This window comes from Desulfosarcina ovata subsp. ovata (assembly GCF_009689005.1).
GTDB lineage: Bacteria > Desulfobacterota > Desulfobacteria > Desulfobacterales > Desulfosarcinaceae > Desulfosarcina > Desulfosarcina ovata.
This window is the reverse complement of sequence record NZ_AP021879.1, coordinates 5,749,540-5,771,424: the sequence shown is the minus strand read 5'-3', so window position 1 is coordinate 5,771,424 and position 21,885 is coordinate 5,749,540. Positions and strand designations below refer to the sequence as shown.

Here is a 21,885-nt window from a genome sequence, read left to right as displayed (position 1 = left end):
TAAGAATTGACCGGAAGCCGCTTTTTTCAGCCTCTTATGTTTCAAACGGTTACTTCATCATGGCCCCACAAATCAGGGCCACCACCGAAGAGATCGTCGATTTGAACCCGATAACGAACCGCACCTGCAAACTGACCGCCGTGGAAGATGCCCAGGCAAGGCGAGGCATCGGACGGCAATGGATATCCAGGAAGCCGGGAGCGTGGCTGCTGGTTGCCGGCGCCTATGGCCTCGGTGGCAGTGGCATGCTGGCCTGGCTGCTATTTCTATTGGTGGGGCCGCTGATTCAATTGGATTCCGGTTTTTCCACCACCGGTCGTCTGCTCACCGATGCTCTGCTGTGCCTGCTGTTCTTTGTTCAGCACAGCATTATGGTCCGGCAGCGGTTTCGCCTCTGGCTGACCCGGTCCGTTCGCGTCGATTTCCACGGGGCCCTCTACGCCACCGTTTCCGGGGCATGCCTGTTAACCCTGGTGTGCCTCTGGCAGACGGCCGGTCCGCCTTTGTGGACACCGCCGCAGTGGATCCGATGGCTCATGACCGCGCTTTTCTTATCGGCCGGGATCGGGGCCTGGTGGGGATCCAGGGCGCTGGGGGAATTTGATGCGTTGGGCGTTCAACCGGCCATCAGGGCCTTTGGCCGCGATCGATCCGCCACGCCCATGGATTTCAAAGTCCGAGGACCGTACCGCTGGGTACGCCATCCCCTCTATCTGTGCAGTTTGATCATCATCTGGACCGGCTCGGTATTTACTCTCGATCGACTGCTGCACAATGGGCTGTGGACGATCTGGATCATCATCGGGGCCACCATGGAGGAACGGGATCTGACAGACTGTTTCGGCGATGCCTACCGGGCCTATCGGAAAAAGGTGCCCATGCTGCTGCCCAAAAGCCTCAAACCGCGGCTGCCGGATGACCGGGATCGCCCCCCAGGGGATGATTAGGCGATTGGCGGAAAAGAATATACCAGGATGCGCATGATTTTCATTCGTATTCAAGGCGGGCTTTTTTACGCATAGTGGGGCTATGTGTGAAAAAGCCCAACGCAGAAGACGGATGAAAAGACAAGCAGGCGGGTATCTTCTTTGACAGAAATCGCCTTAAGGTTTCTGGAAAATATTTTCTTCGATCTTCTCCAGCTTCAACAATCGCAACAGTTCTTCAAAACGTTTCTCTCAACACAGACAGACCGATTTCTTCCCATAACAAGCAAGCGTCCTCAAAATAGCGTTGACAACCTCCGCGCTCATGAGGATGACAGATGAGGCTGATGATCTTATAGTCTCCATAGCCAATATCCTTCAACCCTTTTAAAACCATAGCCAAGGAGAACATGCATGCCGGCACCAAAAAATGCAATGGAGATTTTCAAATACCTGGACAAGTCCAATTGCCGGGAGTGCGGCGAAAAAACCTGTCTGGCATTTGCCGGCGCCGTATTCCGGGGACAAAAAAATATCGACGACTGTCCGCGCATCGACCGCCACGTCAAGGAGAAATTCTCAACCGATGTCGGCGATCAGACCCCCCTAGAGGAAAACTGGGATGCCTTTCTGGAGGCAATGCGCCAGCAAATCGCCGGTCTGGATCTCAGCGCAGCCGCCGAACGGACGGGGGGCCACTATAAAAATGGCCGCCTGACCCTGAAAATCCTGGGCAAGGATTTCAGTGTCGACGACCATGGCCAGCTCTATTCCGACATTCATGTCAATCCATGGGTTGCCGCCCCCTTTTTCGACTATGTCATCAATGCCCGGGGCGACGCCCCCACCGGCCATTGGGTCAGTTTCAGGGAGTTGAAAAACGGCAAGGACCGCTATCCGCTGTTTCAGAAGCGCTGCGAAGCGGCCATGAAACAGGTGGCGGATGGATACACCGACCTGTTCGACGACGTCGTGCACCTCTTTTCCGGCCGCCAGGTGGAACGTCAGTTCCAGTCGGATATTTCCGTGGTGCTGGCACCCCTGCCCAAAGTCCCGGTGATGATCTGCTACTGGCGCCCCGATGAGGGGCTCGGTTCCAGCCTGAACATTTTTTTCGATGAAACCGCCGACCAGAACCTGGACACTGGATCGGTTTTCTCGTTGGGGGCAGGATTGACCCAGATGTTTCAAAAGCTGGCCCTGCGTCACGGATTCACCGAAGCATCCGCATAGACGATCCGTCCTTCACCATTCTGTTTTTTCGCCGACATCCATGGCCGGTCGATCAACGGGCCTGGGAAAAGGCCAGCCGGATCCCGAGGCCGACGAACAGAAGGCCGGGGAGTCGTTTAAAAACCCTCCCCAGCGAACTGCGGCGACGAAAACGGGTCGACAGCCAGCTGGCACCGTAAACCAGGACCAATCCCCAGATGCTGCCGGTGGTAAAAAACAGCAGCCCCAGCACGATGAACGGCACAACCACCATCTGCGTCTGAGCAGATACGAATTGGGGAAGGAACGAAAGGAAAAAAAGCGCGACCTTGGGGTTGAGCACATTGGTCAGCACCCCCTGGCTGAAAATTTTCCAACGCTTGCGGGTCTGATCCGCGGTATGGGCCACCTCCCCGGAGCCGTCAGGCTGGACGAGAAAACGGACACCGATCCAGATCAGGTAGAGCGCACCGGCGTATTTCACGATGGCAAAAGCCATGGCGGAGGTCGCCAGAATCACCGACAATCCCAGCGCGGCCAGAAGCGTATGCACCAGTACGCCGGTCATGATGCCGATCACCGACACGATCCCCGCCGTTCGTCCCTGGCCCACGCTGCGGCCGATGATGTACAGGGTATCCTGTCCCGGCGTAAGGTTGAGCAGGATACAGGAAATGATGAACAGGGGAAGATCATGAATACCGAACATACCCATGCCTCAATAGATCATCCCGCCCACATACACCCCGGCCCCGACAAAAAGATCATGCTTGGGGACCCGGTAAATGTAGGATAGCTTTTTGGAAGGCGTGGTTTTGCCCGGTCTGGGCCACATGTACTCGACCCATCCGTGTCCGGCGGTACGGGCAAGGTTGACAAAATGGACGAACAGCGCCTTGTCCGTCGGATCGGTCATCAGCAGCACATGCTCCTGATGAGTCAGCTCGGGATGGAACGGGTGGGCCAGCATCTTTCCGTCCAGATTCATCAAAAAAACATACGAATCCTTCCAGACAAACGGCCCTTTGGGATCACCGATCGCCTTGATCGCGGCTTCCAGCCCCTTTGAATTGATCATCGCCGCGGCCTCATGGCATTTGATCACGCACTCATCTTTGGTTGCCGATCCTTCGGCCCATGCGTTTGCGGCAATCAGTCCGACAATCAGGCCAAGCAAAAGGAAAAATGACTTTTTCATACCATCCTCCGCAATAATTGGAATTGCTTCATTCTTATGGTGTTTAAGATAATGTTTTTGGCAAGGCCTTAAGGGAGGAAGCTGTATAAACCATACCGCGACGACCGATAACGTAGCCCAGAAACATTATCTTGAATGCTATAGCCGAAACTCGCCGGAACGCCATCGAATGCCCATCCGGAAATAAAAACGGGATCGTTATGGATGGCCCCCTGCGATGCCTTCATGCCTTCGTCCGGGGTTTGATCCAGGGGTCGCCGACGGGCAACACATCCGCGCCAAACACCTGGGCGTAAATAACATGGGCCATCATGTAGAGGGCCGAGGAGGCACACAGCATCAGTTCATAACCGGCCACTTTGGTCAATGACGGAAATCCGAAATGCGCCAGATCCAAAAGAATAAATCCGATCAGCAGCAGGGTAAAGGTCACCGCCATGGCGCCGTGAATGCGCATGGCCGGAATCCACAGGATGGCCGTGTAAATGGTCCAACTGACCAGAAACCAGCCGACATCGGTGGTACTGGCGTGGTAAATGTTGAAATGGTTGAGCATGAAGATCACCCCCAGTGCAACCCAGAATGCCCCGTATGAGACAAAGGCACTGTAACCGAAATTGTTCCCGCACTTGAACTCCTGATACCCGGCGATCATCTGCGCCAGGCCGCCAAACACAAAAGCCATGGAGACAATGGGGCCGACACCACACCAGCCCACATTGTGGAACTGCAGCAGCATCGTGGTGATCCCGAACCCCGCCAGACCGACAACTCCCGGATTACCCATGGGTGCCTCGTTTGCCATGATCCACACTCCTTCCTTTTGAGGATTCAACCAATTCCGTTGCTGAAACGGAATACATCGCTGTTTCGAAATATAAATAAAACCGAACGTCGAAGTGCAGTTGAACAGTCTCACTCATCAATGAAATCGACGCGTGGAGCCACCATCCGTATGCCATTATTGCGCACAGCCAGCGGGAACGGTAAACAAAACTCGATTCGGGATTAAAATGGCGGGAACTGTTATGGAAAAAATAGTATGGATCGATTCAGTGGGTCAAGGAAAAACCAAGGCTGATTCTTTCCTTCGAATGTGCATCGCCGAAAAAAGACAAGCAGCCACTCAATTTTGAGCGTATGATCGCTTTCTTATTGTGTCACGGGCAACTGCGGTGCTATAGGAAATTTTCTTTAGCCGAAATGGAATGCCGGACGGGGGATAGGCCAAATGGATCCAGTTGCGACCAAAAGTATCGAAACCATCATTATCGGTGCCGGTTTGAGTGGCATCTACGCCGCCAGTCTGCTGACCTCCCAAAAAAAGTCATTTGTCGTCCTCGAAGCCCGCAACCGGATTGGTGGCCGGATACTGTGCCCCCGGCATGACGGGTACGGCTGTGACCTCGGCCCCTCCTGGTATTGGCCCGACATCCATCCACGCATGAAACGCCTGGTCGCGGCCCTGGGATTGAAAGGGTATCGCCAGTTTGAAGAAGGCATGGGCCGCTACCAGCAGCAAAACGGCGCCGTGCACACCGTCAGGGGATATGGCAGCGAGCCTTTTTCCTGGCGCATCGTTGGCGGCATGACGGCACTGATCACCAAACTCTGCGAGAGCATACCCCACGATGCCATCCGATTGAACCATTCGGTCTGCGCCATCGAGCGGCGATCCGACGGCGTGTGGGTGACGGTGGGTGAGCTTGAAAAGGCGCCCCGGGCACAGTTTGTGGCCCAACAGGTCATCCTCGCCCTGCCACCGCGTCTTACCGCCGCAACCATTCTCTTCACGCCCGATTTGCCGGACCGCCTGGCCCAGGCAATGCTGAAAACCGGCACCTGGATGGCCGGGCAAGCCAAATTCTACGCCCTCTATGAAACGCCTTTCTGGCGCAATGCGGGACTGTCGGGACAGGCCTTCAGCGAACGTGGGCCCCTTGGCGAGATCCATGACGGCTCCAACAACGACACAGTCCCCTACGGGCTGACCGGTTTTGCCGGTATCCCGGCGGTACAACGCAGGCAGCAGCCAGATTTAAGCGAGGCCATCCTCAACCAGCTGGCCGCCCTCTTTGGACCGGCAGCAACCAAGCCAGCAAAGCTGTTCTATCAGGACTGGGCCTTTGAACCCTTCACTGCCACGGAGTACGATTATCCTCCCATGCTCACGCATCCGATCTATCAGCCGCCTGCCGGCCAAAGCGATATGTGGGACGGCGCCATTCACTTTGCCGGCACGGAAACCGCTGACCAGCACGGCGGTTATCTCGAGGGCGCCCTTCGTTCGGCCGAACGGGCCGTCTACCATTTGTAAGCGTCAACGGCAGACGCGCCTTATTGCGCTGGCTTGGTTCCCAGATAAACCACATGCCGGAACCCGCCCCGTCGGGGTTGGTGATGGGTGGTCACAAAACCCGCCTGCTTGAGGCGTTTGGTAAATCCGGCGTCGTAGTCTTCCCCCCATACGGCGAACACACCGCCGGGCTTGAGGGCCGCCTTCGTTGTCCGGATGGCGATACTGCCGAAGAGTGGGTCATCCCGCTTGTGGCTGTGCATGTAAGGACCGGTATAAAGATCCAGGATGATGGCGTCGAGCTTTTCAAGTGCGTTCTCAACGGCATGACGGCGGATCCGGTGCGTTACATCGCTGATCTTCACCTGAACGCGTGGGTCCGTAACGGCGCTGTCGGTCAACGCGGCCAAAGGCCCCCGGCACCACGCCTCTACCACGGGGTTTAATTCCGCCACCTCCACCCGGGCCGAGGCGGGCAGCGTGTCGAGTATGGCTTTGAGGGTAAATCCCATACCCAGGCCACCCACGAGCACCCGTGCTTGGGCGGCCCCCTTGAGGTGCACACAGGCAAGCGTTCCCAACGCTTGCTCGGACCGATGGGCCACACTGTTCATCAGCACGCGGCCGTCCACGCAAATCAGAAAATCCCGTTCTCCGCGCTGCCTCAGCTCAAGACGCCCTTCCTCGGTCTGGACCGCTTCAATGGTTCTCCAGGGCAATGCCATCGGTCGTGTTCCCTTTCGCCAAAAACCGTGTTCTGCCATTTAAAAAGAAGGTTCGCATATCACGATCCAAGCATAAATAAAATCCCACTATTGATCGGAAGAATCCCCTCGCCCACCGTTGCCTGAAAATGCCTTCCGGAAAAATTTGGGCGCGATGCCATAGACGGTGTTGAAATCCCGGTAGAAGGAAGAGAGCGAAGCATATCCGCAATCAAGGCCGATGTCGGTAACGGCATTGTCCGTCTCGCACAAGGCCAGGGAAGCCATCAAAATCCGGTGGAGACGAATATATTCAAACAGCGTGATCTTCATCTCCGCCTTGAACACGCGGGCCAAGTGCCGCCCGGAATAGGGAAAGGCCCTGGAGAAATCGGCCATGGTCAACGGCCCGGCGTATCGCTTTTCCACAAACCGGACCACGTTGCGGGTCAGGCGGGCCTTCGGCTCGGGCAGGCGTACGAGGTCCGCCGGCCGTTCCATCTCCTCGGGCAGCAGCTTAAGCAACAAATCCAGGCATTCCCGGTTGTGGCGGCGGGCAAGATCCCGGGATTCCCGGAGTTGAATCCGATCAAACAGGGCCGCGCCCTACGGACTGATGAAAAACAGCGAGATCGCCTGTTGGGGGAATGGCAACAATTCCCGCGCCAGGTAGATGGATTTGTAGCGCACAGGGCTACCCAGCACCACGCTACGATGCGCGAAATCCGCCGGGATAAATGCGGTCAGCGCGCCGAACATGGGCTGCCGGCGATACGCATCCACCAATAGCGTCACGCCGCTTTCGATTTTCAGCACCTGATGGTGACCGTGAGTGTGCAGCGCTTCCGTGGAACAGCTGGCCATGGTGCCGGCAAGGGTGCGCACATCCATCCCAACGGAGGTAAAATCGATTTTTGTATAGCTGTTCTGCAAAGATTGTCCCTGGGCCTCATCGATGTCCGTCATCGGGAAAAAAATGCCCGTTATTCTGATGAAGGTCAAGTGGTTTTGAGCTATGCTGCCGCTGTCGTTCCATTGAAAACCCTTCAACATCAGGAGTTGCTATGAAAAAACGCCAATTGGGAAAACAGGGTCCCATGGTATCCGCCTTGGGGCTGGGGTGCATGGCCATGAGCGAGTTTTACGGGTCCTCTGATGACGCGGTCTCCAGAACCGTGATTCTGTCTGCCCTGAAGCAGGGCCTGACCATGCTGGATACGGCCGACACATACGGAGCGGGTCACAACGAGGAGCTGATCGGCAAGGTGCTGAAAGATTGGACTGGGGAAGTTTTTTTGGCCACCAAATTCGGGATTGTACGCCGGCCAGGCGAATACGCCCGAACCATCTGCGGCAGGCCTGAATATGTCAAGCAGGCCTGCGATGCCAGTCTCAGGCGCCTGGGAAGAGAGACCATCGACCTGTATTACGCCCATCGAATTGACGACACCGTGCCCATCGAGGATACGGTGGGTGCCATGGCCGAACTGGTTCATACGGGCAAGGTCCGTTACATCGGCCTGTCCGAACCGGCGGCAGCCACCTTGCGCAGGGCCCATGCCGTGTACCCCATCACGGCGGTCCAGTCGGAATATTCGCTGTGGACCAGGGACATTGAGAGCCAGGTGATTCCTGCAATGCGCGAGCTGGGCGTGGCCCTGGTGCCTTACAGCCCCTTGGGACGTGGCGCCCTGACCGGGAAATTGGACCGTCAACAAATCAGCCAGTCAGGCGATTTGCGTCCCCTTCTCCCGCGTTTTTCCGAAAAGAACCTGCCGGCCAACCTGGTCCGTACCGGCGTTTTGTTTGACATGGCAGCCGCCAAAGGCGTCAGCCCCGCGCAATTGGCGCTCGCCTGGATTCTGGCCAGGGGAGACGATATTGTGCCCATCCCCGGAACCCGGCGCTTGGACTATTTAAATGAAAACCTTGGCGCCGTGGATATCATCCTGTCGACCGAGGAAACCCATATCCTGGATCAGGCTTTTGCGCCGGGAACGATTGCCGGTGAACGCTATACCCCCGAAGGAATGGCCGGTCTGAACAGATAGGGCGATGCTGACGCCGAAAAGGAAAACACCCCTGGCCAAAATGAGGTCAGGGGTGTTTGGGTTACCCGTCAAGGCTTCGATTCATCCGTCGTTCCGGCAAAAACCGGGCACACGCTGAACCGATCGCGCGACTCCACATTTTCGATCGTTTCTGGATGCCGGATCGAGTCCGGCGTGACGATAACGGTCTTTTAGGTGGCCATCAATACATGTCATCGCCCATGGACGCTGCGGCCGAACTTTTCTTCTTCTCCTCGGGCTTGTCGGCGATCATGGCCTCGGTGGTCAGCATCAGGCCAGCCACAGAGGCGGCGTTCTGCAAGGCGAAGCGCACCACTTTGGTCGGATCGATAACCCCGGCGGCGATCAGGTTCTCGTATTCATCGGTCGCCGCGTTGTAACCGAAATCGTCCTTACCCTCGAAAACCGCGTTGATCACCACGGCCCCTTCGAGGCCGGCATTGCAGACAATCTGGCGCAGGGGTTCCTGAAGGGCGCGTTTAAGAATCTTAATGCCGTTCTTCTCCTCACCCTTGGCATCCAGGCCATCCAAAACGGGAATGCAGCGAACCAGAGCGACACCGCCACCCGGCACGATTCCCTCTTCCACGGCTGCCCGGGTGGCATTCAGGGCATCCTCCAGGCGAGCCTTCTTCTCTTTCATCTCGGTCTCGGTCGCCGCCCCAATGTTGATCACCGCCACGCCGCCGATCAGTTTGGCCAAGCGTTCCTGGAGCTTCTCGCGGTCGTAGTCGGATTTGGTCTCGTCAATCTGGGCGCGGATCTGTTTGACACGGCCCTCAATGGCCGATTTGGTCCCGGCACCGTCAACGATGGTGGTGTTGTCCTTGTCGATCTTGATCGCCCGGCACTTGCCCAGGTCATCAATGGTGACGGTTTCCAGTTTAATGCCCAGGTCTTCGGAAACCACCTGCCCGCCGGTAAGAATGGCGATGTCTTCGAGCATGGCCTTGCGGCGGTCTCCGAATCCAGGCGCCTTGACCGCCGCGACGGTAAGCGTGCCACGCAATTTGTTGACAATCAGGGTGGCCAGGGCCTCGCCGTCGACATCCTCGGCAATGATCACCAGCGGTTTGCCGGCACGGGACACCGATTCCAGCAGCGGTACCATATCCTTCATGTTGGAGATTTTCTTCTCGTTGATCAGGATATAGGGATCTTCCAGTTCGGCAACCATCTTCTCGGTATTGGTCACGAAATAGGGGGAGATGTAACCCCGGTCAAACTGCATGCCTTCGACGATATCCAAGGTGGTCTCCATGCCCTTGGCCTCTTCGACGGTAATCACGCCCTCTTTGCCCACCTTCTCCATGGCGTCGGAAATGAGCGAGCCCACCGTCTCGTCATTGTTGGCGGAAATGGTCCCGACCTGCTCGATCTCCTTGTGGTCCTTGGTCGGCTTGGAAATTTTCTTCAGCGCGTCGATCACCGCTGCCGTGCCCATGTCGATACCGCGTTTGATTGCCATGGGGTTGCCGCCGGCGGCCACCAGCTTCTGGCCTTCTGTGTAAATGGCCTGGGCCAGCACCGTTGCCGTGGTCGTTCCGTCACCGGCCGCATCGCTGGTCTTGCTGGCCACTTCCCTGACCATCTGGGCACCCATGTTCTCAAACTTGTCGGTCACTTCAACTTCCTTGGCCACCGTCACGCCGTCCTTGGTCACCAGGGGCGAGCCAAAGGACTTATTCAAAACTACGTTGTTGCCCTTGGGGCCCAGCGTCACCTTGACCGCATTGGCCAGCGTATTGACCCCCTTGAGCATCGCCGCACGGGCATTTGAACCGTAAACAATTTTTTTTGCAGCCATGATTTGATTCCTCCTGATTATTCGATCACACCCAGAATATCGTCTTCACGCATGAAGAGGTGTTCAACCCCGTTAATTTTGATTTCCGTGCCGGCGTACTTTGAAAAAAGCACCTGATCACCGGCTTTCAACTCCATGGGAACCCGTTTGCCTTTCTCGTCCAATTTGCCCGGTCCGGCGGCGACCACCTCGCCTTCCATGGGTTTTTCTTTGGCCGTATCCGGGATGATGATTCCTCCGGCGGTTTTTTGTTCCCCCTCGGTACGGACCACGAGGACTCGGTCATTCAACGGTCTGACGTTCATTTTTTCCTCCTGTTTCGCTATAATCGTATATTAAAACGGTTTGATGGGAGCAATGAACACACCTATCGGTATGCTTGCCCATGAGGGGAACCAAAGGGTGCCCACCCATCATTGTTAATGAACACGTATCAGGGCATGGTCTGTCTGAAGATAGAAAAAATTAAAGCGCAAATGGGCAATGTCAAGCCCTGCACAATTAGTTTTATTTTCTTTTATAACAATATGTTATAGTTTCAACCAATCAAATGCCGTTTCGCTGCGCGCATAAAAACGGGAAAAGACGGAGAAGAATGAAACCCACCTGGCAAAAACGGTTGCGGCAAGAGCGGAATATGAAGTTCCGAATATGATAATTATCGGAATCCGGAGGTCTCATGGAACTGCGATTTTTAGTCCGGACACGGCGGTCCAATGGTTATCATCGCCTATACTTTCAACGATTTTTTAATGGCCGCCTTGTCCAGGCGATATTTGTGCATCAATTTGTTCAACTGGCGGGTCCCCACCCCGGCTTCGGCAGCGGATGCGTTGATCCGCCCCTTGTTGCGCAGCAACAACTCCTGCAGGTAGCGCCGCTCAATCTCCTCGATCCCGTGTTTGCGGACTTCAGCCAGGGTGGCCACCTGCCGGATGGTGATATCAGCGGGCAGCGCAACGCTGTCGAACAGTTCAGGGGGAAAGCTGTCGGGCATCATGATCGGTGAATTCTCAAGAATGTATGCCCGCTCCAGAAGGTTTTCCAGCTCACGGATATTGCCCGGCCATACATAGTTGAGCAACCCATTCATGACGTCGGGATGAACCCCCTGGATGTTCTTGGTGTTGAATTGATTGAACCGTTTCAGGAAGGCATCCACAAAAAGGGGAATATCTTCTTTGCGGTCATGCAGTTGGGGGATCGTCAGGGGAAACACGTTAAGCCGGTAGTAAAGGTCCTTGCGAAACTGCCCCGCCTCGCACATCGCTTTCAAATCGGTGTTCGACGCCGCAATCACCCGCACATTGGCGTTCAGGGGCTGATCGCCGCCCACACGCTGGTAAATTCCTTCCTGAAGAACGGTCAGCAATTTGACCTGAGCGGCCATGGAGATCGTCCCGATCTCATCCAGAAAAATCGTCCCCCCGAAGGCGACCTCGAACCGGCCCGGTTTACGGCGGTGCGCACCGGTAAAAGCGCCCTTTTCATGGCCAAACAGCTCACTTTCGATCAGGGTCTCGGGGATGGCCCCGCAATGAACGCTGATAAACGGTCCGTTCTTGCGATTGCTGTGGCGATGGATCCGTTTGGCCATGAAGCTCTTGCCCGTTCCGGTCTCTCCGAGCAGCAGGACGGTGGTCTTGGTGGGACCGACGGACATGACACTGTCGTAGACTTTCTTCATCAAGGGACTGAGCGTCTGGACAACATCCAGAGAGTCGTCCTGCCACAAACGCTCGCGGAGGTAGGCCAGTTCCGATTGCTGGAGCCGGTCCCGGGAGATTTCATCCAGAACCAGGCGGACTTCTTCCGGATCAATGGGTTCGGCAATGTAGTTGCTGGCCCCGTTTTTCATGTAGTTGACCGCCTGGCGAATGCCATTGCCAGCGGCAATGATAACGATCGCCATCATCGGTCGGAGCTGCCTGAGCTGACCGATCAGCGCCTTCGGGCCCGGCGGACCGTCCAGACCGGCTGCCAGGCTTTCCATCTGGGCAAGATCGATGAAAAGACAGTCGCAGGCAATGGTCTTCAGCCCCGCCCATAACTGGTCAGTGGAACTGGCGACGTGGGTCTGGTAGGCGTCGGCGAAAATGCGCCGGATGGTATCCCGCGTGCACGGGTTTCGAGTAAAGATGAAAATGGAATCCATGGGCTTGTGACAAATCCGTTATCACCTGAATTCCCGATCCAGGACCAGGGGTGGCGGGCATCGTCGGCCGGCAGATCGCGCCGGCGAGTAACGTCTCGGCTTTGTCACATCACACGCTTAAAAACAACCCCAATCTTGCCATTTAATCAGCGGCGATGCCCACCAACGTCCAGGCTCGAGCAATTCACGGAACACGTCCAGTTCTTTTTGTTCCATTGGCGTCCTGCGGTGTTTCGATGGGAAATCACTCCTCGAGGGAAGCGCTCTCCAGCAATTCAAATTTCTTGATATTGATCGCCCGGTGGACCTTCTTGCCGACTTTGACCATCCCCACGGCGCGGATGGGTTTCTGCACAAGATCCAGAAAGCGTTCGCTGTTCTCAATGACATACTCTTCATCATCGGTTGCCGAAAGTGACACCTCAAACACCCGGTCACCCTCATCCCATGCGGAAGGGGTGACAATACCAACCAGCGTCTGCATGGAAGCGTTAACCTTTTTTTTCATGACCTCTCCTGTGGGGCAAAGGGACCCGGTCCAAGCGAATCCGGGTCCCATGAGGGCTTAGGTTGCCGGAAATAAATAATTCCCCCATCCTGCTTGTCTTTGCGCCCGTCTACCGTGTTGCCACCACTCGCACATATTCCCTGATATGCACGGGTGGCGGCGCCTTGTAGACGACCCCAAATCCGGCGCGATCTGAGGGAATTATTTATTTCCGGCAACCTTAGTTATTCTGTGATAATCTGGAAAGCGGTAACGGTAATGATTTTTAAATCCTGATCCTGCTCAAGGGTTCCGGTCACTTTGGCCTTTTCACCAATGTGGTTCTCGACCAGGTCGTTGCCCGGGGTCGTATCGGCGATCTCATACACCTGGCCGCTGGCATCAACAATCTGATAGCTGTCATTCACCTCACCTGTAATGGTTACCGATTCCGCGGCCATGGCGGCGAACGGAACCCCCAGGATCATGGCCATTGCCACCCAAACCATCACCATCTTCTTTGCTGCGCGTGTCATCCTTTTTCTCCTTGTCTGACAAAAATGGATATGCCGTTCAATGATTTACCCCCAAAACGGTCCGAACAGCCGGACACTCGTGGTTAAGCAACATTTGGACCATTTTCATAATAATTTGTATTTGTTAGATATATAATATTAGCGAGAATAAAATCGGAACCGGCAGATCTGATCTTCCAAGGCTGCAAAATTCATTTCCCATCGGGCAGCCCCAAAAAAACATTTACAGCAAAAAAATGAATTTATTCCCGATTGACAAGCCCGGAGGGCTCCATACTTTATCGATGTGGAAGGAAAACTCGGTCAGCGCTTCGATGAGGAGCAAAAAAATGGGATCATTAGATAAATATAAAACTGAAAATAAGGATGCCCCTTCGATCAATCGTTTTCAGGAAGCCAGCGGCGATCCGATCCTGCATGTCGACGGGAATGGGATCCTGCTTTACATCAATCCGGCAGCCCAATCACTGCTTTCCGAATGGCAGCCCACCGTCGGCAATTCGCTGCCCGAAGCATTTCTGAAATCCCTGAACCAGTGCCTGGCCAGTGATGCGTGTTCGACGCGCGGTGTTGAAGTCAGGGTGGAAGAACGGCAGATCGTGTTCACCCCCGTTCCGTTCAACGATTCTGATTTTCTCTTTCTTCACGGCCATGACGTGACCTGGTGGCGGCACTACAATGCCCATCTCAAGCTGCTGGCCAATGTCTATCAAAATGTGAGCGAAAGCATCATCATTACGGATACCAACGGAATCATTGAAGCGGTCAACCCGGCATTCACCACCATCAATGGGTATGCCGCCGATGAAGTCATCGGGCGTACCCCCCGGTTTCTGCAATCCGGCCGCCATGATGCCGATTTTTACAAATCCATGTGGAACGACATCAAAAAAAGGGGGCGGTGGCAGGGGAAAGTCTGGAATCGAAGAAAAAACGGAGAGATCTACCCGGCGTTGCTCTCCATCGCCGCCATCGCCAATGAAGAGGGAGAGACAACCCATTATTGCAGCCTCTGCTACGATATGATGAGCAAAAAGGAAGAGACGGAAGCATTATGGATCGACGCCTTCCGCGATCCACTGACCGGTCTGCCGACCATGCAACTTTTCTATGACCGGCTGGAACAGGCGTTCAGCCATACCGACCGGGATCTATCCATGATCGCCATCCTGGTTGTCAATTTGGATGAATTCCGTCGCTTCAACGAAACCCTGGGGTACCGGCAGGGCGATCTTCTGCTTCAGCAGACGGCCCGCAGACTGAAAGGCGTCTGCCGGCAAAGCGATACCCTGACCCGGTTTGCAGCGGATTCGTTTATCATGCTGACCCGGGTGGTCGGCAATCCCCGGCAGGCGCTCGCCGAACGAGCGCAGCGAATCTTGAAATCCTTTTCCGTGCCCGTGGAATTGGGCGGCACCCCCGTTCAGGTTTCCGCGCGTATCGGCATTTCCGTTTACCCGACGACCGCCAAAGACATGTATACCCTTCTCGAACAGGCACAGGTGGCCGCTGAGCAGGCCAAGGCCAGGGGCGGCAATCAATACCGGATCTACAAGTAAAAGAGTCAGATCAGCCACCGAGACGATCACCATAGAGGCGCACGCTATTTTCCACAACCGCTTCGATCACCGCCTCTGCCGGAACAGCCTTGATTTGTGCAATCGCATCAATGACGACAAGAAGATTGGCCGGTTCGTTGCGCACCAAGGGATCCACCCCGAGAACGGGGCTGTCGGTTTCCACGAGCAGGGAAGACAGGGGCAGCAGGCGCACCAGCTTCTGCTTCTGCCGGGAGCGAATCACCGACGGCGGGATGGAGAAATAATAACCGGCATCCACCGCCGGCAGGGCGGCGCCGGCCTTGCCGTCAAAGGCATGCAGTTGAACCCTCCGCGCACCGCTTTCCAAGAGCAGGGCAATAGCATGCCGGCCAGCGGATCGGGAGTGGACGTTGAGCGGCAGATCCAGCTCCCCGGAGAGGGCGACAAAGCGCCTGAAGATTTCCCGCTGCAAGGCCTTGCCCGCCGTGTCCTTGACCACCCAGTAATCCAGGCCGACTTCACCGATGGCCACCAGTTGTGAAACATGTTCACGGATGAAGGCAACCATGGCATCGGCCTGGTCCAGATCGAGAACCGTGGGATACAGGCCGGCCGCTGGCTTCAGGATGGCATGGCGGGTCGCAAGATCGATGTTCCGGCGGGCATCGGCCAGGTTCTCGCCAACCGCGACCACCGCCGCGATGCCGGCCCGTCCGGCCCGTTCCAGAACAGCCTCCCGGTCATCGTCAAAATCCTCGGCACACAGATGAGCGTGCGTATCCACGAGTCGGTATCTGGCCCCATTCATAGCCAACGTCCGTCCTTAAGAGTAACCGCATTTAACATTTGGTTACTCTTTTTCCCCGGTAGCGACGGGTTAAGAATGTCAAATGTCCAATGAAAAATGACAACTGGTGGCATTCTATCCATTTATAATCGATCCGATCCTTCAATTGACATTCGCCCTTATTTGGCATTGATTGAATCGGAATGGTGGTTTTCTGTTCTGATCATACCACCACCAAGAATACATCCAAATGCGGTTCCCCTGCAGTTCCCGTTCTGCTATAATTAATTCACCCACCTTCCTTCCAGCAATCCCACAGGAACGCTGGTAAGCGATCACGGTTATGGGAAAGCGGCCACCACCGCCGACATCCCGGTGATCGCCATCCATTTCAGGCAGAAAGAGGAAAACGATAATGGAAACGTCAAAATTCAATCCGACCTACCTTCAGGCCAAGGCGCCCGAAATCTTTGCCATTGCCAGGCATACCGCGTCGGTGGACGATCTTCGGGCCAGCCTGGCGCGAATGGCCAACGATATGATGTTCGACGCCTTTGATGACTACGATGTCCTCTCTGAGGGATCCATCATCCGGGTGCGTGACTGTGCCAAGGTTCTGATCCGGCTGATGACCCGGCGCAGTGAAGACATGGCGCGCTTCTCGGTGGCCCGGGCCATCTTCGATATCGCCCGGGGGCATGACCGGCCGGATCTGACACCGGCCTTTTACGCCGAACTGCTCTACCTGTTTTTGGGGCTTCAGGGGCGCGGCCCGGGGTCGGCACTGGCCGACCTGCATCTGATTCCCAGTCGTTACGAAAATCGCGAGGCCGCCCTGGAACGCTCCCTGCAGCTGGACGATCTGTACGCCGAAGTGAACCTGCGCACGGCCAAATACATATCGGGCCTGGACGATGCATCGGTGGAGCGGCGGCGGGCCCGCCAGCAGCACATCTGCTCGAGCATGCAGGGTTCCACAGACGATTGGAACGACTGGAACTGGCAGGTGGACCATATTCTGCGCGAACCCGATGAGATCGCCCGCCTGTTGACGCTGAGCGATGCGGAATACAAGGCCATTCAGATGGCCCGGGCCAACGGGCTGCCGTTTGGCATCACGCCCTATTATCTTTCCCTGATGGACGACGCCGAGGCCAGCGGGCATGACCGGGCTATCCGCGCCCAGGTAATGCCGTCCCTGAACTATGTGGAAAAAATGGCCGAGGCCCAGCGCTTCGGGCATTGCCTGGATTTCATGCTTGAAGCGGACACCTCGCCCATCGACCTGATCACCCGCCGCTATCCGTCGATCTGCATTTTCAAGCCCTTCAACACCTGCCCGCAGATCTGTGTTTACTGCCAGCGAAACTGGGAGATCGACGATGCCATGGAACCGGGTGCCATGGCGTCCCAGAAGAAAATCGATGCCGCGGTGGAGTGGATCCGGGCGCATCCGGCGATCCACGAAGTGCTGGTGACCGGCGGCGATCCCCTGGCCATGAGCGACAGTGAGATCGACGCCATCCTGGGCCAAATCGCCTCCATTCCGGCGGTAGAACGGATCCGCATCGGCAGCCGCACACCGGTCACTCTGCCCATGCGCATCACCGACGCCCTGGCGGACATCCTGGTCCGCTACCGGGAAAACGGACGCCGCCAGGTGGCACTGGTCACCCATGCCCAGCACAGCTACGAAATCACACCGGATACGGCCGCCGCCGTGAATCGGCTACGCACCCGGGGCATCCCGGTCTACAATCAGCTCGTCTTCACCTTTTTCGCCTCACGCCGCTTCGAAGCCGCCTTCCTGCGCCGTACGCTCACCCGTATCGGCATCGATCCCTACTACACCTTCAATACCAAGGGCAAAGAGGAGACCATGGAGTACCGGGTCCCCATCGCCCGGCTGCTCCAGGAGCAAAAGGAGGAGACGCGCCTTCTGCCGGGCCTCTCCCGAACCGACGAGGCGGTCTACAACGTTCCCGGCCTGGGCAAAAACTATCTGCGGGCCAATGTCCACCGCGATCTGATCTCCATCCTGCCCGACGGATCCCGGCTGTACGAATTCCATCCCTGGGAGAAAAACATCTCCAGACCGGTGAAGACGCACCTGAGCGAAGATGTTCCCATTCTCGACTACCTGATCCGGCTCGACGCCATCGGGGAGAACGTGTATGACTACGAGACCATCTGGTATTATTACTGATCATCTTCCTCAGGAACTGCAGGAGAGCATCGAGCACCCGGGCCGGTGGCGCGCCCAATCCGGCCGCCTGTCGGCAAAGGCCTCCTTTTCCGGCTGCGCATCGTAAGGATGCCGCAGCAGGTCGAGCAGCTCCCGGACCAGCGAGAAATCACCGGTTTCGGCCTTGTCAATGGCCAGTTGGGCAAGGTAGTTGCGCAGCACATACTTGGGATTCACCGCGTTCATGCGCCGGCGCCGGACCGCCTGGGGCAAGCCGTCGCGCCGGAGTCGCGCCAGATAGGTTTTCAGCCATCTGCCGGTCCGGCCGCGCAAGTCGGCCGTGATCTGCCCGGGAACATAATAGGCCACCATCAGGTCGTCGGGAATAAAATCATCGGGGGCGTCTTTTAACGCCGGTTGGGCCGGATCAAGCCGGGCCAGCCGGCGGAAAAAGAGGGTCATGTCGGTTTCGGCGATAGGGAGAATCGCAAGCAGTTCATCGATCAGCGGCCGGTCGGTGTCCGCTTCGTAGGCCGTCAACCCCAGCTTGCCGGCCATCATCGCCTGCCAGCCGGCCTGATAGTGCCGCGCGTACTCGGCCAGGGCCGCCTCCAGAGGTTCCACCTGTCCGATCAGGGGATAGATGGTATTGGCCAGCTGCCCCAGATTCCAGCTGGCAATGGCCGGCTGATGACCAAAACGGTAGCGGCGGCCACCGGCATCAGTGGTGTTGGGGGTCCAGCCGGGATCATAATTTTCCAACCAGCCGTAGGGACCATAATCGATGGTCAGCCCCAGAATGGACATGTTGTCGGTGTTCATCACCCCGTGAACAAAGCCCACCCGCATCCAGTGAACGATCATGTCGGCGGTTCGGCGGCACACCGTGTTGAACCATTCGAGATAGGTATCGGGGCCGGGCTCGCCCAGTTCGGGAAAATCGGTGCGGATGGTGTAATCCACCAACTGTTTCAGCAAGGCTTCCTCTCCGCGGGACGCATGGATCTGAAAACTGCCGAAACGGATAAAGGATGGGGCCACCCGGCAGACCACCGCTCCGGGCTCCATTTTGGGATGGCCATCGTAGAACATGTCCCGCTCCACCGGCTCACCGGTCAGGGTCAGACTCAGGGCCCGGGTGGTGGGCACCCCCAGGTGAAACATGGCTTCACTGCATAAAAATTCACGGATCGACGAACGCAGTACGGCCAGCCCGTCGGCGGTCCGCGAATACGGCGTCGGGCCGGCCCCTTTCAGTTGCAGGACCCAGCGCCGGCCATCCCGGTTGACCACCTCACCCAGGTTGATGGCCCGGCCGTCGCCCAGCTGGCCGGCCCAATGGCCGAACTGATGCCCGCCATAGCACATGGCATAGGGCTGCATGCCGGGCAGCAATTCATTTCCGGTAAACACGCGGGAAAACCGGTCCGACCGGCAGTCCTCTTCGGAAAGCCCCAGCTCTTGGGCCATCTCCCGCGAAAACGCCACCAGCCGGGGCGCGCTTACCGGTGTCGGGCTGACCCGGGAGTAGCAGGCACCCTGGACCTGGCGGCGCCGGTTGGCCGGTTCCGGGTCAGCGGGCAGTTCGCGGACAAAGCGGTTGTCAAAAAGCAGGTCATCCAGCCCTTCTGCCGGCGGGGAAGATGGATATTGGTAAGCGGACACCGCCGCTGAATCGTTCAGGTTCATGGAACGCCTCCTTATGTTTGGGAATCAGGCGCATCTTACAACGCGGTCAAACTCCGAATAAGATAAGCATCCGTCAGGGGCGTGCAATGAATGGGGGGAACAGGGCCGATCACATTTGCGATTGACCTGTTGGGGGGGGGGACTATTCCTGATCCACTTCGACAGCCGGTGGTTCAACCGCCCCGGGAGTCTGTGGCGTTCCCGAAGCGCGTGGGGGATTGCCGGGCCGGCCCACACGCATGGGGCGCTTCTCATCGGCGGATTCATCCGGGTCGGCGACGTCACCCTCGGCGGCCTCCTCCGGCGTTTCATCGGTTTCCTCATCTTCAACTTGCTCATCATCCGGCGCCGGCACCGGTTCTTGCGGCTCGGCTTGGGGGGGCGATGCAAACGACACCGCCGGGCCGGTGCCGCCGGGATCGGTTTTTCCGTATACCATAATGGTCACCACATTGTCCGATTCCCAGATGATCGTGTGGTTCAGACTGCGCAGAAGCCGTTTGAGACCCTTTTCCAAAGGCAGATTCCCGATGGTGGCACTGACCGGCCAATCTTCCCACTGGCTGTTGAGTTTGAACTGATAACCGGTCTCGGCGGCAAGGGTGTCCAGCACCTCACCCAGGGGCTGGTCTTTTACCGTGAGGCTGATCAGCGGGTCAACGGCTGCATCCTGGGCCATCAGGGGTTGGGCACTTATCCCGCCGGCAATCCAGCATACCGACAGCCAACATATCAGGAAACGGATCGTTTTCATTATCGTACGCCATACAAAAGGGGGTTACCGGTCAATATGGATCGAACAGACGCGCCAATGCTGGCGGAAACACTTCTTCTTAATCCATTTTTCCCGACTTCTCAACGATTGAATGTCCAAAATAAGACGACTTTGCCGATCACCACAAAAATTCCATAATTCCTCATTTTTATCAGCGGCTCCGTCGGTGCTGATCTTGACGCGATCCACTATTGGCCGATTTGCCCGATATCCACGTTAGGCGCAACAGTTGATCCCCGGCGTGTCAAGCATGGGCATCCGGATGGATGTTTCGCACGTCTTGATATCGAGTAACGAAACCAGATGTTCCAGCTCGCCTCGCCGACCTGGTGCCCGGGAATCAGCATGAGATTCTCCAAAACGGTCATTTGCGCGAATTCACGCGTGATCTGAAACGTGCGGTACATTTTGCGATGGAAAATCTGGTCCGGCCGCAATCCATCGATCCGCCGCCCCTGATAACGAATCCGTCCGCTGTCCGGTCGGTAATGGCCGGTAATGAGGTTGAACAGGGTGGTTTTCCCGGCCCCGTTGGGCCCGATGAGGCCGGTGATCGTTCCTTCGGCAACATCGAGGGTGCATTCGGCCACGGCCTTGATGCCCCCGAAACGTTTGGTTACATTGCTGACCTCAAGCATTGGCGCTCCTGCCGCGAAGGCGGATTAGAAGTGAACCTTAAGGAGCCCTAAGCTGACGTTCTTGTCTATCCCATTAAAGGAGTGGCGCAAACTCGACCCGCTCCTGTTCGCGCAGCCGGCGGGAAAGTCCGGATGTGAGTCGGTAGATCCGCCCGGCTTTCCGGGACGTGAGCAGCCCCAACCCGCAGGCGGGCGTAATCAGGCTCTGACGGATTAAGGTCTCCCGGTCCGGATGGTCCCCAAAGAGGCGCGCCCATAGTGCCATCAGGCGCTGGTGCAACCCTTCAACCGTAACGTTATAGGGATCATCGAGGGTCGGAACCATGCCCCAGGCCACCACGCCCCCTGCTTTCAGAAATCGCCGCAGGCCACCATGGGCTGCAGGAACTGGTGAATGAAATGCTCACACCGGCCGCGCTGGGGCAGCTGCGGCCAATGAGGAATTTCAGGCAGGTGCTCTGCAATCAGGGAGAGTGCCGTTTGGGTATCCGTGAAAGGCAGGCTTCCAATTCCGGTGGCTGCCGCCTGGGGCTGAAATGGCGTGGTCGGCGGAGATTGCAATGGCATTCGCTCCCTTGGTGATTTCGGTGGCGCCGGAAAGGGGGCAAGCACTCAAGATGAGTATTAATAAAACACGAAAATGACCGATCGCAATTGGTAAAACTGCTCAAATTTTCAATGCGCCATGGGCACATTGAACCACGGTTTAGACCTGCTACTGGTTGATTGAGAATCTCTGTAAAAATTCGCCGTTCAGAAGGATTCGTAAGAAGCCCGAGATCAAGGCTTGCGAATCCTGAGAATACCGCAACCGCGGGTGCCGTAGGCAGCGTACTGAGCGTACGCCGCAGTGACGAAGGATACGCGTAACGCCGAT

At 56.7% G+C, this 21,885-nt stretch carries 24 protein-coding genes; 6 read left to right on the top strand and 18 right to left on the bottom strand.

Annotated features, from left to right (window positions below; genetic code table 11):
* Nucleotides 1-59 precede the first annotated feature (59 nt).
* Both GN112_RS25225 and GN112_RS25220 read left to right on the top strand, forming a co-directional pair.
* Nucleotides 60-947: a methyltransferase family protein gene (locus GN112_RS25225; RefSeq protein ID WP_162459119.1), complete on the top strand. Its 888-nt coding sequence runs from the start codon at nucleotides 60-62 to the stop codon at nucleotides 945-947.
* A 393-nt stretch (nucleotides 948-1,340) separates the two neighbouring features.
* Nucleotides 1,341-2,159, top strand: a complete 819-nt coding sequence (locus GN112_RS25220) for a DUF3786 domain-containing protein (RefSeq protein ID WP_155312715.1) — start codon at nucleotides 1,341-1,343, stop codon at nucleotides 2,157-2,159.
* A gap of 52 nt (nucleotides 2,160-2,211) precedes the next feature.
* Here GN112_RS25220 and GN112_RS25215 read toward each other — a convergent pair whose 3' ends face one another.
* The 3 genes from GN112_RS25215 to GN112_RS25205 form a co-directional block, all read right to left on the bottom strand.
* On the bottom strand, nucleotides 2,212-2,847 hold the full coding sequence (locus GN112_RS25215; RefSeq protein ID WP_155312714.1) for a LysE family translocator: 636 nt from the start codon (nucleotides 2,845-2,847) through the stop codon (nucleotides 2,212-2,214).
* A 9-nt stretch (nucleotides 2,848-2,856) separates the two neighbouring features.
* The gene (locus tag GN112_RS25210) at nucleotides 2,857-3,336 is read right to left on the bottom strand and encodes a cache domain-containing protein (RefSeq protein ID WP_155312713.1); all 480 of its coding nucleotides are present in this window, start codon (nucleotides 3,334-3,336) and stop codon (nucleotides 2,857-2,859) included.
* A 223-nt stretch (nucleotides 3,337-3,559) separates the two neighbouring features.
* On the bottom strand, nucleotides 3,560-4,141 hold the full coding sequence (locus GN112_RS25205) for an acetate uptake transporter (RefSeq protein ID WP_155312712.1): 582 nt from the start codon (nucleotides 4,139-4,141) through the stop codon (nucleotides 3,560-3,562).
* A gap of 426 nt (nucleotides 4,142-4,567) precedes the next feature.
* Between GN112_RS25205 and GN112_RS25200 the strand changes: the two genes are divergently transcribed.
* Nucleotides 4,568-5,653: a flavin monoamine oxidase family protein gene (locus tag GN112_RS25200; RefSeq protein ID WP_155312711.1), complete on the top strand. Its 1,086-nt coding sequence runs from the start codon at nucleotides 4,568-4,570 to the stop codon at nucleotides 5,651-5,653.
* A gap of 20 nt (nucleotides 5,654-5,673) precedes the next feature.
* Here the strand turns inward: GN112_RS25200 and GN112_RS25195 are convergent, their stop codons facing one another.
* The 3 genes from GN112_RS25195 to GN112_RS34565 form a co-directional block, all read right to left on the bottom strand.
* Nucleotides 5,674-6,357, bottom strand: coding sequence for a spermidine synthase (locus GN112_RS25195; RefSeq protein ID WP_155312710.1), 684 nt, complete (start codon nucleotides 6,355-6,357; stop codon nucleotides 5,674-5,676).
* A gap of 87 nt (nucleotides 6,358-6,444) precedes the next feature.
* Nucleotides 6,445-6,864 (bottom strand): helix-turn-helix domain-containing protein, encoded by a 420-nt coding sequence (locus tag GN112_RS34570; RefSeq protein ID WP_231717136.1) that lies wholly within the window; start codon nucleotides 6,862-6,864, stop codon nucleotides 6,445-6,447.
* Nucleotides 6,865-6,942: 78 nt separating this feature from the next.
* Nucleotides 6,943-7,389 carry a cupin domain-containing protein gene (locus GN112_RS34565; RefSeq protein WP_231717135.1) on the bottom strand — a complete coding sequence of 149 codons (447 nt, stop codon included), beginning with the start codon at nucleotides 7,387-7,389 and terminating at the stop codon, nucleotides 6,943-6,945.
* 11 nt (nucleotides 7,390-7,400) lie between these two features.
* On the opposite strand from GN112_RS34565, the gene GN112_RS25185 reads away from it, so the two are divergent.
* A complete protein-coding gene (locus GN112_RS25185) occupies nucleotides 7,401-8,387 on the top strand; it encodes an aldo/keto reductase (protein ID WP_155312709.1) in 987 nt (328 codons plus the stop codon).
* Nucleotides 8,388-8,589: 202 nt separating this feature from the next.
* Here GN112_RS25185 and groL read toward each other — a convergent pair whose 3' ends face one another.
* The 5 genes from groL to GN112_RS25160 all read right to left on the bottom strand — a co-directional run bounded on the left by groL (nucleotide 8,590) and on the right by GN112_RS25160 (nucleotide 13,393).
* A complete protein-coding gene (gene groL, locus GN112_RS25180) occupies nucleotides 8,590-10,215 on the bottom strand; it encodes a chaperonin GroEL (RefSeq protein WP_155312708.1) in 1,626 nt (541 codons plus the stop codon).
* 17 nt (nucleotides 10,216-10,232) lie between these two features.
* Entirely contained in the window at nucleotides 10,233-10,520 is a 288-nt protein-coding gene (groES, locus tag GN112_RS25175; protein ID WP_155312707.1) for a co-chaperone GroES, read from the bottom strand.
* 425 nt (nucleotides 10,521-10,945) lie between these two features.
* Complete coding sequence (locus GN112_RS25170; RefSeq protein ID WP_155312706.1) at nucleotides 10,946-12,370, bottom strand: sigma-54-dependent transcriptional regulator; 1,425 nt, start codon at nucleotides 12,368-12,370, stop codon at nucleotides 10,946-10,948.
* A 244-nt stretch (nucleotides 12,371-12,614) separates the two neighbouring features.
* Nucleotides 12,615-12,878 carry a hypothetical protein gene (locus tag GN112_RS25165; protein ID WP_155312705.1) on the bottom strand — a complete coding sequence of 88 codons (264 nt, stop codon included), beginning with the start codon at nucleotides 12,876-12,878 and terminating at the stop codon, nucleotides 12,615-12,617.
* Nucleotides 12,879-13,102: 224 nt separating this feature from the next.
* Entirely contained in the window at nucleotides 13,103-13,393 is a 291-nt protein-coding gene (locus GN112_RS25160) for a hypothetical protein (protein ID WP_155312704.1), read from the bottom strand.
* Between the two features lie 329 nt (nucleotides 13,394-13,722).
* On the opposite strand from GN112_RS25160, the gene GN112_RS25155 reads away from it, so the two are divergent.
* Complete coding sequence (locus tag GN112_RS25155) at nucleotides 13,723-14,952, top strand: sensor domain-containing diguanylate cyclase (RefSeq protein ID WP_162459118.1); 1,230 nt, start codon at nucleotides 13,723-13,725, stop codon at nucleotides 14,950-14,952.
* A gap of 10 nt (nucleotides 14,953-14,962) precedes the next feature.
* Here the strand turns inward: GN112_RS25155 and GN112_RS25150 are convergent, their stop codons facing one another.
* Both GN112_RS25150 and GN112_RS25145 read right to left on the bottom strand, forming a co-directional pair.
* Complete coding sequence (locus GN112_RS25150) at nucleotides 14,963-15,742, bottom strand: TatD family hydrolase (protein ID WP_155312702.1); 780 nt, start codon at nucleotides 15,740-15,742, stop codon at nucleotides 14,963-14,965.
* Nucleotides 15,743-15,883: 141 nt separating this feature from the next.
* Nucleotides 15,884-16,156: a hypothetical protein gene (locus GN112_RS25145; RefSeq protein WP_155312701.1), complete on the bottom strand. Its 273-nt coding sequence runs from the start codon at nucleotides 16,154-16,156 to the stop codon at nucleotides 15,884-15,886.
* On the opposite strand from GN112_RS25145, the gene GN112_RS25140 reads away from it, so the two are divergent.
* Nucleotides 16,137-17,927: a KamA family radical SAM protein gene (locus tag GN112_RS25140; RefSeq protein ID WP_155312700.1), complete on the top strand. Its 1,791-nt coding sequence runs from the start codon at nucleotides 16,137-16,139 to the stop codon at nucleotides 17,925-17,927. The genes GN112_RS25145 and GN112_RS25140 overlap by 20 nt on opposite strands.
* 9 nt (nucleotides 17,928-17,936) lie before the next feature.
* Here the strand turns inward: GN112_RS25140 and GN112_RS25135 are convergent, their stop codons facing one another.
* From GN112_RS25135 to GN112_RS25115, 5 genes are all read right to left on the bottom strand, one after another.
* Nucleotides 17,937-19,595, bottom strand: a complete 1,659-nt coding sequence (locus GN112_RS25135) for a protein adenylyltransferase SelO (RefSeq protein ID WP_155312699.1) — start codon at nucleotides 19,593-19,595, stop codon at nucleotides 17,937-17,939.
* 142 nt (nucleotides 19,596-19,737) lie between these two features.
* Entirely contained in the window at nucleotides 19,738-20,349 is a 612-nt protein-coding gene (locus GN112_RS25130) for a hypothetical protein (protein ID WP_155312698.1), read from the bottom strand.
* Between the two features lie 209 nt (nucleotides 20,350-20,558).
* The gene (locus GN112_RS25125) at nucleotides 20,559-21,008 is read right to left on the bottom strand and encodes an ATP-binding cassette domain-containing protein (RefSeq protein ID WP_155312697.1); all 450 of its coding nucleotides are present in this window, start codon (nucleotides 21,006-21,008) and stop codon (nucleotides 20,559-20,561) included.
* Between the two features lie 73 nt (nucleotides 21,009-21,081).
* The gene (locus GN112_RS25120; RefSeq protein WP_155312696.1) at nucleotides 21,082-21,333 is read right to left on the bottom strand and encodes a uroporphyrinogen decarboxylase/cobalamine-independent methonine synthase family protein; all 252 of its coding nucleotides are present in this window, start codon (nucleotides 21,331-21,333) and stop codon (nucleotides 21,082-21,084) included.
* Nucleotides 21,334-21,359: 26 nt separating this feature from the next.
* Nucleotides 21,360-21,575 (bottom strand): hypothetical protein, encoded by a 216-nt coding sequence (locus tag GN112_RS25115; RefSeq protein WP_155312695.1) that lies wholly within the window; start codon nucleotides 21,573-21,575, stop codon nucleotides 21,360-21,362.
* Between the last annotated feature and the right edge of the window lie 310 nt (nucleotides 21,576-21,885).

Excerpts from the sequence above, each read along its gene's own strand:
- GN112_RS25225 (WP_162459119.1), top strand. The coding sequence starts at position 60 with ATGGCCCCACAAATCAGGGCCACCACCGAAGAGATCGTCGATTTGAAC.
- GN112_RS25220 (WP_155312715.1), top strand. The coding sequence starts at position 1,341 with ATGCCGGCACCAAAAAATGCAATGGAGATTTTCAAATACCTGGACAAG.
- GN112_RS25215 (WP_155312714.1), bottom strand. The coding sequence starts at position 2,847 with ATGTTCGGTATTCATGATCTTCCCCTGTTCATCATTTCCTGTATCCTG.
- GN112_RS25210 (WP_155312713.1), bottom strand. The coding sequence starts at position 3,336 with ATGAAAAAGTCATTTTTCCTTTTGCTTGGCCTGATTGTCGGACTGATT.
- GN112_RS25205 (WP_155312712.1), bottom strand. The coding sequence starts at position 4,141 with ATGGCAAACGAGGCACCCATGGGTAATCCGGGAGTTGTCGGTCTGGCG.
- GN112_RS25200 (WP_155312711.1), top strand. The coding sequence starts at position 4,568 with ATGGATCCAGTTGCGACCAAAAGTATCGAAACCATCATTATCGGTGCC.
- GN112_RS25195 (WP_155312710.1), bottom strand. The coding sequence starts at position 6,357 with ATGGCATTGCCCTGGAGAACCATTGAAGCGGTCCAGACCGAGGAAGGG.
- GN112_RS34565 (WP_231717135.1), bottom strand. The coding sequence starts at position 7,389 with ATGTTGAAGGGTTTTCAATGGAACGACAGCGGCAGCATAGCTCAAAAC.
- GN112_RS25185 (WP_155312709.1), top strand. The coding sequence starts at position 7,401 with ATGAAAAAACGCCAATTGGGAAAACAGGGTCCCATGGTATCCGCCTTG.
- groL (WP_155312708.1), bottom strand. The coding sequence starts at position 10,215 with ATGGCTGCAAAAAAAATTGTTTACGGTTCAAATGCCCGTGCGGCGATG.
- groES (WP_155312707.1), bottom strand. The coding sequence starts at position 10,520 with ATGAACGTCAGACCGTTGAATGACCGAGTCCTCGTGGTCCGTACCGAG.
- GN112_RS25170 (WP_155312706.1), bottom strand. The coding sequence starts at position 12,370 with ATGGATTCCATTTTCATCTTTACTCGAAACCCGTGCACGCGGGATACC.
- GN112_RS25165 (WP_155312705.1), bottom strand. The coding sequence starts at position 12,878 with ATGAAAAAAAAGGTTAACGCTTCCATGCAGACGCTGGTTGGTATTGTC.
- GN112_RS25160 (WP_155312704.1), bottom strand. The coding sequence starts at position 13,393 with ATGACACGCGCAGCAAAGAAGATGGTGATGGTTTGGGTGGCAATGGCC.
- GN112_RS25155 (WP_162459118.1), top strand. The coding sequence starts at position 13,723 with ATGGGATCATTAGATAAATATAAAACTGAAAATAAGGATGCCCCTTCG.
- GN112_RS25150 (WP_155312702.1), bottom strand. The coding sequence starts at position 15,742 with ATGAATGGGGCCAGATACCGACTCGTGGATACGCACGCTCATCTGTGT.
- GN112_RS25140 (WP_155312700.1), top strand. The coding sequence starts at position 16,137 with ATGGAAACGTCAAAATTCAATCCGACCTACCTTCAGGCCAAGGCGCCC.
- GN112_RS25135 (WP_155312699.1), bottom strand. The coding sequence starts at position 19,595 with ATGAACCTGAACGATTCAGCGGCGGTGTCCGCTTACCAATATCCATCT.
- GN112_RS25130 (WP_155312698.1), bottom strand. The coding sequence starts at position 20,349 with ATGAAAACGATCCGTTTCCTGATATGTTGGCTGTCGGTATGCTGGATT.
- GN112_RS25125 (WP_155312697.1), bottom strand. The coding sequence starts at position 21,008 with ATGCTTGAGGTCAGCAATGTAACCAAACGTTTCGGGGGCATCAAGGCC.
- GN112_RS25120 (WP_155312696.1), bottom strand. The coding sequence starts at position 21,333 with ATGGTTCCGACCCTCGATGATCCCTATAACGTTACGGTTGAAGGGTTG.
- GN112_RS25115 (WP_155312695.1), bottom strand. The coding sequence starts at position 21,575 with ATGCCATTGCAATCTCCGCCGACCACGCCATTTCAGCCCCAGGCGGCA.